This is a genomic window from Dyella amyloliquefaciens (assembly GCF_004296575.1).
Taxonomy (GTDB): domain Bacteria; phylum Pseudomonadota; class Gammaproteobacteria; order Xanthomonadales; family Rhodanobacteraceae; genus Dyella; species Dyella amyloliquefaciens.
Genome location: NZ_SAYT01000002.1, coordinates 91,989 through 104,774 on the forward strand (window position 1 = coordinate 91,989; position 12,786 = coordinate 104,774).

General features: G+C 63.9%; 12 protein-coding genes. 1 reads left to right on the forward strand and 11 read right to left on the reverse strand.

What is annotated here, in order from left to right; all coding sequences use genetic code 11:
- Positions 1 to 75: 75 nt before the first annotated feature.
- The 9 genes from EPB08_RS05075 to EPB08_RS05115 all read right to left on the reverse strand — a co-directional run bounded on the left by EPB08_RS05075 (position 76) and on the right by EPB08_RS05115 (position 8,764).
- Positions 76 to 2,268 (reverse strand): structural protein, encoded by a 2,193-nt coding sequence (locus EPB08_RS05075; RefSeq protein ID WP_130618003.1) that lies wholly within the window; start codon positions 2,266 to 2,268, stop codon positions 76 to 78.
- Positions 2,265 to 2,624 (reverse strand): ubiquitination-like system serine protease family protein, encoded by a 360-nt coding sequence (locus tag EPB08_RS21015; protein ID WP_165418410.1) that lies wholly within the window; start codon positions 2,622 to 2,624, stop codon positions 2,265 to 2,267. The genes EPB08_RS05075 and EPB08_RS21015 overlap by 4 nt, the downstream gene beginning before the upstream one ends.
- Positions 2,621 to 4,507, reverse strand: a complete 1,887-nt coding sequence (locus tag EPB08_RS05085; protein WP_130618004.1) for a hypothetical protein — start codon at positions 4,505 to 4,507, stop codon at positions 2,621 to 2,623. The genes EPB08_RS21015 and EPB08_RS05085 overlap by 4 nt, the downstream gene beginning before the upstream one ends.
- Positions 4,500 to 4,811: a hypothetical protein gene (locus EPB08_RS05090; RefSeq protein ID WP_130618005.1), complete on the reverse strand. Its 312-nt coding sequence runs from the start codon at positions 4,809 to 4,811 to the stop codon at positions 4,500 to 4,502. Before EPB08_RS05090 ends, EPB08_RS05085 begins: the two co-directional genes overlap by 8 nt.
- Positions 4,804 to 5,553 (reverse strand): hypothetical protein, encoded by a 750-nt coding sequence (locus EPB08_RS05095; RefSeq protein ID WP_130618006.1) that lies wholly within the window; start codon positions 5,551 to 5,553, stop codon positions 4,804 to 4,806. Before EPB08_RS05095 ends, EPB08_RS05090 begins: the two co-directional genes overlap by 8 nt.
- Positions 5,550 to 5,927: a hypothetical protein gene (locus tag EPB08_RS05100; protein ID WP_130618007.1), complete on the reverse strand. Its 378-nt coding sequence runs from the start codon at positions 5,925 to 5,927 to the stop codon at positions 5,550 to 5,552. Before EPB08_RS05100 ends, EPB08_RS05095 begins: the two co-directional genes overlap by 4 nt.
- Entirely contained in the window at positions 5,899 to 7,032 is a 1,134-nt protein-coding gene (locus EPB08_RS05105) for a tyrosine-type recombinase/integrase (RefSeq protein ID WP_130618008.1), read from the reverse strand. Before EPB08_RS05105 ends, EPB08_RS05100 begins: the two co-directional genes overlap by 29 nt.
- 297 nt (positions 7,033 to 7,329) lie before the next feature.
- Positions 7,330 to 7,923, reverse strand: a complete 594-nt coding sequence (locus EPB08_RS05110) for a hypothetical protein (RefSeq protein ID WP_130618009.1) — start codon at positions 7,921 to 7,923, stop codon at positions 7,330 to 7,332.
- Positions 7,892 to 8,764 (reverse strand): hypothetical protein, encoded by an 873-nt coding sequence (locus tag EPB08_RS05115; RefSeq protein WP_130618010.1) that lies wholly within the window; start codon positions 8,762 to 8,764, stop codon positions 7,892 to 7,894. The genes EPB08_RS05110 and EPB08_RS05115 overlap by 32 nt, the downstream gene beginning before the upstream one ends.
- A 705-nt stretch (positions 8,765 to 9,469) precedes the next feature.
- Here EPB08_RS05115 and EPB08_RS05120 point away from each other — a divergent pair.
- On the forward strand, positions 9,470 to 11,104 hold the full coding sequence (locus EPB08_RS05120) for an AMP-binding protein (protein ID WP_130618011.1): 1,635 nt from the start codon (positions 9,470 to 9,472) through the stop codon (positions 11,102 to 11,104).
- A 15-nt stretch (positions 11,105 to 11,119) separates the two neighbouring features.
- Here the strand turns inward: EPB08_RS05120 and EPB08_RS05125 are convergent, their stop codons facing one another.
- Together EPB08_RS05125 and EPB08_RS05130 are read right to left on the reverse strand one after the other, a co-directional pair.
- A complete protein-coding gene (locus EPB08_RS05125) occupies positions 11,120 to 12,073 on the reverse strand; it encodes a DUF2268 domain-containing putative Zn-dependent protease (protein ID WP_130618012.1) in 954 nt (317 codons plus the stop codon).
- An 82-nt stretch (positions 12,074 to 12,155) separates the two neighbouring features.
- A complete protein-coding gene (locus tag EPB08_RS05130) occupies positions 12,156 to 12,737 on the reverse strand; it encodes an isochorismatase family protein (RefSeq protein WP_130618013.1) in 582 nt (193 codons plus the stop codon).
- Positions 12,738 to 12,786 lie beyond the last annotated feature (49 nt).

Here is a 12,786-nt window from a genome sequence, read left to right on the forward strand (position 1 = left end):
GCCTCAGGCGTGAATGTCGTTGTAGACGACATCACACCCGTGACGCGGGCGGCGCATCAAGGCCCGAGGCGCCGCCTACACATGGCCAGCAACGACACAAAAACATGATGGGTGCGAATCGCGCACCGGCATCGGGCCCACCCCAACGGCGTACGGGCCTTCCTCGGCGATGCGCGTGCAGACCTTGCAGGCCTCCGGCGCGAGGATCCAGTCGTATTGCGCGATGCCCATGCCAGACAGACCGTCGATCTGCCCCTGCGCATGGCTTGCCGCAATTTCCGACTCGGCCAGGCGCTCCCAGTCGTAATCGTGCGTATCGAACTGATCGCTCAGCTGCTTGGCCACGTCATCCGGGTTGTCGCCGTTGTAGGCGCCGTCGATCAGGGCATGCACGATGTCGTTCTCATACACGCGCACCGTGGTTTTCTGCAGAGTCGAATGCAGATCGGTGGCCAGCGCCACGGCCCGACGCGTGCGCGCCTGCTCGGCAATGGTCGACGCTTCGTCGGCACGGTCGACGCCGGAAGCCGCATTCTCGATACCGCGTACCCACACCTCCAACGCCAGTTGCACGAGCGCGCTGTCGGGCGACGTGTTCGTGGCAATGAACTCGGCCTGCAGGTCGGTCAGCTTCTTCAGCATCGTCATCACGTCGAACTGGAAAGTTTCAGCCGCCGCCTTGGTGGTCGGCAATTTGAGCGCAGCCAGCGTGTCATCACGCAGTTTGTTCCACGCGGAACCAAGTGCGGACACGGCCGCCTTCTGGATACGCGGCAAGTTGGGGTCGTCGATAGCCCACTGCTCGGACGCCGCCTTGCGGGTGACCTTGGCGCGCGGCGTGAACTGCGAAGAGAGCGCCTTGACCACGAAGCCATCGCCGACCAGCGAAGCCGCTGTCTCGGCGAGCAGATCATTCAGCTGCTTGCGTGACGCCTTGGTCGGCGCGTCGTCGCTCTGCGGGTCGGTGTTGTCGGAAGGCAGTGTCACGCCGCCGTTGCGGAGCATCAGCGCGGTCTGGGCGTTGAGGAACCCCGCCTGCGCGCGCTTGAGTTCGTCGCGGAGGTTCGGCAGGCGCTGCACCAGTTTCCAATCACCCGGCTTCCACGTCTTGCCGCGACCTCGCAACCAGGTGGCCACCAGCCGGTCGAGGCCCGGCAGGCGTGCTTCGAAGCGCGTCTTGCTCTCCTGCAGCACCACCTCGGCCTGGTTATCGGCCATGCGCTCGGCGGTACCGAGCTGGATACCGAGCATCCAGGCCGGCAGGCCGACCTTGCCGAGGATCTGCTCCAACATGTGCCGGGCGGGCATCTCGATGCTGAGTACCTTGCCATCTCCACCCACAATGCTCACTGTGATGTCGTCGTCGGCGCCGACGGCCGTCGTGAAATCCGCGCTGTTGCCGCCGCGCTTGGCATTGATGGCCGTGGCCAGATCGTTCGCGAGCTTCGCGCGACGCGACTCGAGCGCCGCATCCTTCAATGCCCGATTCTTGGTCTTGTAGTTGATGTGGAAGATGGGATCGCCGAAACGATCCCATGCCTGCGACTGGGCGTTATGCATGCGCAGGAGGATCTGACTCACGAACTCGATGCCGCGCATCAGGCTGACGCCATACGGGCCATCATTCTCCGGGTTGAACGCGCTGTAGATCAGCGTCTCCGGGTTGAGTTGCGTATAGCCCTTGCCCTGGATCACCGAGGCGTTGAGCTGCTGCGGCGAATTGCGCAGCACCGTCTGCACGCTGTCGGTACCGTCACGGCGTCCCACAGCGCGCGGGATGGGCGGCAGATACCAGGTCTCCATCTGGCCGGTGTCAGTGTTGCGGTGGAATAGCACGCCCTTGCTGTCGGCCACGCGCAGGCCGATCAGCTCGCGACCACGGCGGTCGAACACCATCTCGCCGACAGTGAAGCCCTGCTCGTATACCTCACCACCTTGCGAAGCGTAGAAGGCCTGCAGGCCGCCCTGCAGGTCACCCACGGGAATGGAGGCGATGAGCTCGCTCTGGATCAGCTGCACCAGCGCGTCGTTGCCGCCCTCCACATCGATGATGCCATCCACGGTCACCAGTCGATTGATGGCGCCATCGAGCACGCCGAGCGATGAGCGCAATGCCTCGAGGAACCACGGATTCACCTCGCGCGGGATGAAGCCTTGGCCGATGGCGCCCTGCCATGGACCCATCGACATGCTGCTGCGCACGAGTGCGCTACTGCCTACATCGTTGGATTTGCGGCCAGACAGCCACGCGAGTGGATTGAGGTTCATTCAGCAATCTCCGGCAGGTCGACGGTCTGCCCCGCAAGCGCGTGCGTGCAGTCATCGAGGAATTGGATGCGACCCTCGCGAATGAAGGTATGGCACACATAGGGAACTTGTTTCTCACCATCCCAGCGGTGGGATTTGCAGAGCAGCGACGGGGCAAACGTTGGGCGATCAAGATCGCCGTTAAACGTCCAAAGATCCGGTCTAGCATGCGTCGAGCGCTCCATGCCAGGCGCCACCCAGTCCGTTTGCAAAAGGTGAGCTGACGGTCGGCCATCCGGCCAGAGACAGCCAGGACACAAGACTTGGACGCCATAGAAGCGACCCTCGCCATCGGTCACGATCTTTGCCTTGGTCATGCCACCCTCGCCTCGCTGCCGCTGCTGAATACGTCGATTTCGCCGCCCACGTCGTCGTAGAGCTGACGCAGCATCTGCATGCGGCGCGCATCGATGTCGTGGTCATCTTTCTTGGCATAGATGGGCCACTTAGTGCCCTGCCGTGCCGTGTGATTGGTGAGGTGGTTGAGCACTTCCACGTCATAGGCCATGGCATAGCCCATCGCCTGCAGGCGCTGGCTGATGCACTGCGTGGCCCAATGCTTGGCCGGCGCACGCACGATGGTTTCGCCGGCGCCGTCATCGCGGGCGCGATCGATCAGCGGCTCGCCATCCTCGCCCACGCAATCCACGGCGTTGGAGAACTGGAAGCCGGTCATCACCTCGTCGAAGCGCTGCTCGGCGTAGGCCTCCAGCGTCTGCAGATCTTTCACCACCACCGTACCGGCACTGCCAAGGTCAACGCCCCAATGCGGGCGGCCACCGAACAACTCCTGCAGGCAGAAAATCAGCTCGCGCTGGATGTAGTAGTCGACGCCCTTGGCGTTGATGCGAAGTACGTCGTGCAGCTTGGGGCCGCGCTGTTCGCTGATGATGATTTCGGTGGGGTCGTTGGTTTCGCCCAGGTCAGCGCCTGCCCAGAACACGCCCGTGCTGACGCCGACTAGGTGCTCACGCAGGAGTGCGCGCATGGCGGATCGCCGCTCGCTATCGTCGCGACTGGCGAAGGGCGCCAAGGCCACGGTGCCATCGAACAGCCAGTCATAGGTGCCCGATTTGCGGCCTTGTTCCACGTGGAGAACTACGCGTTTCACGCCCACGTGCAGCTCGCCGCGCTGACGATCCACGTTGAGCGTGAGCACGCGATAGTCCGGCAGGTCGGTGACGTTGGGCAGCAGCAGATCCCAGCTCCAGACCGGATTTTCCGCCTCGCCCCACTCGCCGAGCACGTTGCGCTTGTAGCCAGGCGTGTGGCGCCCGCCGAACAGACGGATGAACTCCGCATCGCGGTCGGCGCTCCAGAACGGCGACGGCATGATCGTCTTGGGCCAGTGGAACAGGCGCCACCCCTTGGCCATGGCATCGAGACTCGGCAGCGCCTGCTGACTCAGCCGGAAAAACTCCGTGCTGCGGTCACCGTCCGGCACGCTGTAGACACGCTTGCGGCAGCCAGGCATGGCGGAGCGCCAGAATTCCGACCACTGCACCGCGCGCTTGAGCTTTGCTGCCTCATCCATCAAGGCCATGGCGTTGACGTGCACACCACGGAAGGCTTCGCCATCGTGGCCAGCGGGCCGGTAGTACACGCGACCGATGCCGGGCTTCTCGCTCTCACCGAGCGGAATGGTCAGGAACCGCTGCATCATGTGCGGCGTGCGCTTGGGCTTGAGCCAGAACTGGCTGAGCAACGAGCCGCTGGCTTTCTCACCGCCCTCCTGCGCGCCCACCTGCTCCTCGATGGCGAGGATGATTTCGTCGAGGTGCGTCTGCTGCGGCGCGCCGACCAGCATCCACGGCCGGCGCACGGTGAAGCCCATGCAGGTGCATTGCCCCCACAACACCAGCACGGTGATCTCGCGCGTCTTGCCGACCTCGGCGCCGTCCTGGTGCACCACATCCTGCGACCAGGCGCGGCAGCTCTCGCGCTGGTAATCGAAGAACTGCCAGGGCTCGCCTGTACGTGGTTCCACGAGGAACGTTTCGCTCCAGCGCACCGGATCTTCAAACACGAACAGGAACAGCGCCTGCTCCAGCGTCAGTCCGTAGTCGCCGCGGTCGAGGCGTTGCCACGCCCAGCCACGCGCGGCCATCCAAGCATCGAACTCATCAGGCGCAAACACGCCGCGCTCGCTCATCTGGCGAAGCACATCGTGATCGGCGGTAGGAAGCGAGCGCTTAGCCACGCCGCGCGCGCCGCAAAAGACGCCATGTGTTGGGGCGGGCCTGCACGTGCGCCCAACGATCGCGAAGCTTGGCGCCGTATTCCGGATCCACGCTGGTCACCGAGCTCAAATACAGCTCGCGAAAGCGGTTGCACCACTCCTCGAGGAAGCGATTGTCGGACTCAAGCTGCTCACGCTCTGTCGTCAACGCGACGAATTTGCGAAGCAGCGCCCTCTCCTTGCGTGAGGCGCTCGCATTGCGCTGCAGCCAGCCGGCGGCGTACATCAGCGCACTGATCACCAGCCACCCCATCAGGCTAGTCATGGCCAGCACCCGGCAATCGCTTCTGCGCGCGATTGAAAATCGCGCCAAGCAGCGTTTGCAGACCGCCCGCCGCCTCATCCTCATCGCGCAGCTTCTCGCGCGCCTTGGGCGTCGCCATCAGCTCGGCGAAGTTGATGCCCAGTGTCTCGTTGAACTTGATCAACATGGGCAGCATGGGGTTCGCCTTGTACTCGGCAATGACCAGGTTGCCCTTGTCGTCTTTGGCCACCTCGCCCTCCTTGGAGACCCACGGGATGGCCAGCAGAAGACCATCGTTCGCAATGGACTCACGGATCTGCCGCAGCAACGCCATGTTGCCGGCCATCTCGGTGGCGAGCAGGCCGTGCATGCCATCCATCTCGCCGTCCGTGAAGGCGCTCATCAGCGCATCAAGCGCGTGCACGTAGACGGTCTTGTCCAGGCAACTGGCGCCGGCATGCGTGAGGCCATCGAGCACCAGGCTGCACGGCGCCTCGGTGCGCGACGGATTGTCGGGATGAAACGGACACGTCGTCACGCACGGCTTGCCGAACATCTTGGCCATGCTGGCCGCACCCTGCGCGAACTGGGAGCGATTGATGGCGCTGTAGCGACCGTGCACCCAGGCATTGCGGCTGCTGGCTGCCTTTCCCTCGATCGTGACCGGCCCTGTCGCGGCTGCCGCGGCGGCAGGCAGGTTGTTGCGGCGTTGCTCGCGGGCAGCGTCGCTCATGGTGTAGGGGCGCTTGGTCTTGTCACTCATGCGCGCTGTTTCTCACGGATGGGGGCGGCGCTTACAGGCCGGCCATGGACAACCCGGCGCACGGTGCGAGGATTCACCCCAAGCCGCGTGCTGATTTCGCAGGTGGACAGGTGGTGCTCGTTGCGCAGGCGTCGGATTTCCCGGTCGCGCAGGTCGACCCAGACGCGCCGGACCAGCTGTTCGCGGGTCGGCACCCACAGCTTGATCCCACCCACCTCGTCGAGCACGGCCATCAGGTTTTCCAGGCCAATGCGCTGGGCCAGCAGCATCCACAGGTCGTCATCCGTGCGCGGCGCATGCTGTCCATGGTTCGCCAGCAGCTCCCGCTCGAACGATGTGGGCGCTTCACCGCGGCGGGAGAATGCTGGATCCATTGCGCTTCCTCTCGATGTCTTGTGCCCAGAGCGGCAGGTCGTCAGGCAGCGTGCCTAGCGCAGCATGCTGACGGTGGGATTTGAGGCTGTGCTTGTTCATGCGCGCACTCACCGCGAGGTAGCGGCGCGTGGTTTCAATCGACTCGTGCCCCATCAGGATGCGGATGCGCTCGATGTCGGTACCGTCGTCGTACAGCATCGTCGCGAACGTCACGCGGAAGCGGTGCACGCCCCACGAACCAAGACCCGCGCGTCGCGCCGCACGCTTCACCAGGTCCTCCACGGCCTTGACGCCGAGCGCATGGCCGGCGCCGCCGGCGCGCGAGAGATTCACGAACACGGCGTCGGTGTGCGTCTCGATCTTGCTGCGCGCCTCCAGCCATTCGACTAGCGCGCGCACCACCGGGCCTTCGATCGGCACCGTGCGTTCCTTGCTGCCCTTGCCGAACACATGCACGACGCCCTTGCGGTCGCTGCTGAGTTCCAACTGATCGATGCGCAGCGCCGTCATCTCCTCGCGGCGCAGACCGGTCGTGAGGAACGTCAGCAGCATCGTGTGATCGCGCTGCGCCACCAGCGGCATCGGCGCCTGCAGCGCCGCGACAAACAGCGCCTTGAGCTGCGCCATCGTGTATTTCTTCGCTTGCGTCTTCACCAGCTTCGGTGCGGCATAGCCAGCGGTCACATCAGCGCCGATGCCGCGTGTGGCGCGGTAGCTGTACAGACTGCGCACGGCCATCAACGCCTGCCGACGCGACGAAACGGACAGGCGGCGTTTCGCAAACAGCCATTTCTGCCAGGCGTCGAGGGTGGCGGTTCGCAACGTGCGGTAGTCGTGGCCGTTGTCTTCGACCCAGCCCATGAAGCGGGCCACGGCCTCGACGTAATCCGCCGCCGTGGTCATGCCCCGAAAGCCTCTCACCACGACCAGGAACTGCACCCAGAGCCAGCACTCACCGAGCCACAGGGCATCGCGCCATGCGCGACCCTCCACGGCACGCATGGCCGACGCCAAGGGTCCGCCTTGGCTCAGCAGCTGAGCGCGAATCTGCATCTCCTGCGGCGGCAGGACCAGCGTTGCCGGCGGCGGCGGAACATCAGCCACGGCGCACCTCCGCGAAATCTAAAAACCCTCCCCATTTTTCGAGGGGCAAACAGGTTTGGGTGGTGGGGTCGGAGGGGTTTGCTTTTGTAGGGGGGTGTCCTGCACCGACCCGTGCCGCACAGCCGGAAGCCGCACCACGCAAGGCTTCGCAGCCCTCGCCTTTCGGCTTCGTGCCAAACCCACGTAGGCGGAAACTCAGGGGAGAGAGCGCAGCGGCTAAGACCGCAGCGCAGAGCCATCCGCGAGGCATCACCGCACGGAGTGAGTTACCCCCGGTAACACTGGTAAGGCGAGCCCTCATGGGGAAAGACCGAGAATCTTGGCGCACTTCAACCTCTCCGCAGTGATGCTGGCTGGTTCTGGCTCACCTGGTCGCACGGTCACGCGGACCTTTGCGGGCAACGCACGTGGGATCGGAACGTCGAGGTTTTCACCACGTGCATGCCGATCGAGTGCCGTGCGCAGCGCCGTGCCGAAACAGGCGCGCAAAGCCTTCAGGTCCAGTGATCGCAGATCCCACATGCCGATCGACTTGGCTGCTGCGCCGATAGCCGGATGCGAGAACTCGTGTGACTGGTCACGTGCCCATCGCCCCGCTTCGATCAGTGCTGCCTCGAGCGTCGGCTCGGTTGGACGGCTCAGGCGAATGAACTCCTCGTCGCTCGGCGGCCAACCGGTACCGACCTTCGACAGCAGCGCCAGGCCGTGATCCACCATCTCCGCCGTCACGCCCGCGGTGCGGAAGGATGCAAACCACGTGGGCCGTGCCTTCGGATCTTCGAACTGGCGTTGCCAGCGGTGCCCGTACTTCCGGCTGAACACGCTGAACAGCTTGGCAATTGCCACGCGCAGCGTTTCGTCAGCCGCGGGCGAATTCACGGCTGAGCTCATCTCCGTGCTCATAGCCACCCCCTTGAGTTCGATCTGCGAGACCAGCCAGCACGTCGTCGATCTGACACGCCACGTAGCCGGGATTGATGGGCCGCGCATCGTTGTCGGCCTTGCGCTTCCGTCGTGCACGGGCAACTGCGTCGTCGAACTGGTCGACGGTGATGCCCTGGCTCAGCCAACCGAGGATCTGGCCGCGCAGCTTGGTCCTGACGAACAGGCTTGCTGGCATGCCCTCGGATTCGATGCGGCTCCAGAACTCGCCGACATTGGCGATCAGAGCAGACCTCTCGCGCACGATGCGCTGACTGTCTAACGGAGTAGTAACGTTACTTTCTTGCCTAGAGCTATCGGAGAAAGAGCATTTGCTCTGCTCTTTCTCCTCTAGGAGCGTTACATGGCGTGACGCGTGACTGTCACGCGTGTCACGGCGTGACATGTCGTCACCATCGACAGGGATTTCGCCGGTCGGGGCGATGCCGACCGGCTTGCTCGCCTTCTTCTTGGCCCGATGCCGCTGCTGCCGTTCCGTCGCCGTGGCATCGGCCTTGGCCGGGTTGCGCTCATCCCATTTGCGCAGCACGCCGTCCACGATGTGGCGACGCTGCTCGAGCGCTGCATACGTGGCGGTAATGAGGTCCACCGGCCACTGGAACTGGGCCGCAATGGAGTCGAAGTCGAAGGTGCCGACGTTGCCGCGCGGCTTGGCGCGCGACGCGTGGTCGAGCAGCGCAAACCAGATGGCGGCCACGTGACCGGGCGTGACGCCGTGACCAGCGACCTGGGCAACCACCAGCCATTTCGGATCGGTTGGCGCCCCGTGATAGGCTCGGAACCAGTCCATTACCGGCTCCTCGCGGGTGAAACTCGCGGGTCATGGACGCCAGTCGTGGCTGTGCCACGATCAGCCTGCGGCACTGCGTGCCCAGCGTCCGAAATGCCCGTAAACCCCTGTATTTCAACCATGGCCCGTCCTGGGCCGGTCAGTCAGCTGAACCTGTCAAACTGTATATTATGTAAAATTATGGATGGGCCTGAAGAGGCCTCGAGCTCAAAGGTCCGCAACGATCACCGCTGCCGCCCAGGCCGCCAAGCCCCATTACCTATTTCATGGATCAGAAGCTCCGGCATCAGATGCGCGCCGCGCTCCCGCGGGTGTTGCCTCGTGGATCTCGCAGTGGGCCAGTTGCCCGTTCCGCGAAACAGCCTACGGGCCTTGCGGGACTTTCCGCGGCCTCCGGCAGTATTGCGGTCGAATACGGCTTGGATGACTGGCCTTCAGAGGCACGCGCGCGCTCAAGGATGATCCGGTAAAGCGGAATCGATGCCACGAGCAGCAGCGCGGCCAGCACGCGGTGAGCGGCGTCTTGCCTAGTCATGGGTTTCTCCCTTCAGGCGAAGCCTGACAAAAGCACTATTGGCCGGCGGGCACCCGTGGCCGATGCTCCATGGCCATGCCCGATGGCAGCCAAGCCACTCTTGTGCAGCGGGCGGGCCTTGCTTGCCCGTTCGTGCTGGTGCAGCGTTTCGCTGCACAAAGGGGGAAATCATGTACGACGTTTCGCTGGGCGCGTCCTGCTTTCCGGCGCAGGCCGATGAGCCTCTACGGGATACGACAGTTGGCGGCATTCTGATCGAGGCGGCTGCGGAGGCGCCTGGGGCACTGGCGCTGCTTGAGGTGCGGGCCGATGGCTCACGGGGGCGGCAATGGACTTACCGGGAACTGCTTGCCGATGCCGAGCGGCTGGCGGATGCCCTGCTCTCACGTTACGAACCCGGCGAGCGGGTGGCGATCTGGTCGCCGAATTCACCGGAATGGGTGATCGTCCAATTCGCTGCGGGACTCGCGGGGCTGACGCTCGTCACCGTCAATCCCGCCTATCAGCGCAAAGAGCTTGCCTACGTGCTCGAGCAATCGCGTAGCGTCGGGTTGTTCCTCGTGCGCGAATGGCGTGGCAATGCCATGGCGGAGATCGCTCGCGACGTGAGTGCTTCACTTGAAGCGATCCGCGAAGTGGTCGACCTGGACGATCCTGCCGCGCTGTTTGCACGGTCGAGCCCATCTCGCCCGAGACCCGTGGTAAGGCCCAACGATCCGGTCCAGGTGCAGTACACCTCCGGCACCACGGGGTTCCCGAAAGGTGCAGTCCTTTCCCATCGCGGCCTCACGAACAACGCGAGATTCTGGTTGTCGCGCATGGGGCCACGCGCGGGCGATATCTATCTCAACGTCATGCCGCTGTTCCATACGGCGGGATGCTCCATCGGGGTGTTGGGTTGCGTGCAGTGGCGTTGCCAGATCGTGCTTGCGCGCCTGTTCGAGCCGAACCACATATTGTCCGTGATCGAGCGGGAGCGCGTCGATCTGTTCATCGGTGTGCCGACCATGCTGATCGCGATGCTCGAGGCCTACGGTCATCAACCGCGCAACATCGATACGCTCCGTGCCGTGCTTTCCGGCGGTACGGGCGTGCCTCCGGAGGTGGCTGTCCGCATCGAGCAGACGTTTGGTTGTGCCTTCGTGATCCTGTATGGCCAGACCGAGAGCTCCGGTGGACTTGCGCTGACGCGTGTCGATGATCCGATTGAAGAGCGCATGCATTCGATCGGTCAGCCCTTCCCTCACACCGAATTGTCGATACGTGATGCCGCGAGCGATGTCGTTCCGCTAGGCGTCGTGGGTGAAATATGTGCACGCGGCTATTGCGTGATGCTCGGCTACAACGATAACCCCGAGGCCACGGAGCGTGCGATCGACAAGGATGGCTGGCTGCACACCGGTGACCTTGGTGTCATGGACGCGAACGGCTTCGTGCGCATGGCCGGCCGCCTGAAGGACCTCATCATTCGCGGCGGCGAGAACCTCTTTCCTGCCGAGATAGAGAATGTCCTTGCCATGCACCCGAGTGTTGCCGAGGTTGCGGTGGTCGGCGTGCCCGACCCGCAATGGGGAGAAATAGCGGTTGCCTTCCTGCGTCCACGGGTCGACGCGACGCTCGATGCGATCGACCTAGTACGGCATGTTCGTAGCGAACTCGCTGCACCAAAGACGCCCGCGCACTGGGTGGTACTCGATGCCCTGCCCTTGACCGGATCCGGCAAGGTGCAGAAATTTGTGTTGCGGGAGCGCTGGCTTGCCGGGGATTACTCGGCGCATCTGCTGCCCGCGAGGGGCGGCGCCTGATACCGCACCCGGCCTCTACTTCTTGAGCTCGATGCCCGGATACCAGCCGCTCTTGGCCAGGAACGCCTTGGGATCATGCATTTCCAGGATGTCGCGCAGCGCCTGGCGCTTGTCGCTGGCGTGCTGGTAATAGGATTTGGAGATGCGATAACCCACCCAGTAGCCAAGGTCGCCGGGCTTGGTCAGGGTGCCGTTGTAGAGCCACTTGGACAGGGCGGTCTTGTCTTCGTCGGCGACGAAATCCGTTTCGATGTCCTTCTCGCGCCCCTTGGTCATTGCCGCGAGGTCGACGTACGCCACGCTTCCCGAGATCTGTTCGCCCACGAATTCGGCGGCACCCTCGATCAACGATTGTTCGAGCACCGTGGGGTTCGGATCGTCGTAGACAGCCGGCGAGCGGTGAGCCTGCTGCACGTGGGCATATTCATGCGCCAGTACATGCACGAATCGATCTTCGACGTTGGCATCGAGATAGCTGATCGCGCAAAGCGCCTCCAGGCCGATCATGACGCCGGTCGCGTCCGTGATGCCTACGGGTTTGCCCCGGCCAACCGCAACGGTCACCGGTGCGGATACGGCTTCAGGATAGAGCTGACTCAGCTTGTCCAGGGCAACGTCCAGCCGTCGGCGCACTTGAGGCAACGCGGCCATGCAGCGCTTGGCGTCCGTATAGATCGCCGGATGTGCGGCGATGGCGTTGGCGAGCGAGGTCGCTGTGGTGTGCCGTTGCTCGGCGAAGCGACGCAGGCCGTCCGAGCCTTGATCCAGGTAGTCGCGCTGAAGTGGTTCCGCGCCCGGATGCCCGTTGGCGGCATCGTAGACCTTGTAGAAAAGATAGACATCCTCGATATGGATGGCCGGCGCCGCTCCTATAGCGGAAGCGGGCCTCGATACGTCCTGTGATGCGGCGGCGCACGCCAGCGCCATGATTGCCAGTCCCGTGAGGATCCGTCCCGACACTCCGCTCATCGTTCTCTCCATGGTTGAGGACTACCTGCGCCAACGCCCATGCACTTCCCTGCCCCGTTGGCCATGCTGCCTGCAGGTAAATCTACGATGCCTGTGGAAGAGCAAGCTTGCCGAAGTCGATCGCGGACGTTGCCTTGCTCGTATTGCTGCGGCCGGGATAAGCCAGCCAATGGATTGCGGTATTCAGTTCATCCACGATGTCACGGGCCGCCAAGACGCGATCCTCGGCCAGCTTCAGGTCTTCGGTCGTATGGGCATCCTTCACCAGCGTCAGGTCATAGCCGCGGTCCAGCGCTCCATGGGCCGTGGCCCGGATGCACCAGTTGCTCATGGCGCCGGCAAGCACGATGTGGCTGATGTCGAGCCGACCGAGTTCCGCGTCGAGGTCGGTCTGCTCGAAGGCGGAATTGGCGCTCTTGTGGAACGTGCGCTCTTCAGGCGACGGCTGCAGCTCGCGCACCCACTGCCATGCGTCGGAGTCCCGCGCCAACTCCTCATCGTGGTGCTGTATCCAGACTACCGGCGCGCCCGACTCCCGGGCCTGCACCACCAGCTGCGCGACATGGGCGATGACGGACTCCCTTCGCCAGGCGTTGGCAAGGATCCCCTCCTGCATGTCGAGGACCAGAAGCGCGCACTTGTTTCCCGTACGAATGGTGGCCATGGCTCGATTCCTGGCGACTGCACGCCGGTGTGCAGAAACATAAGACGTT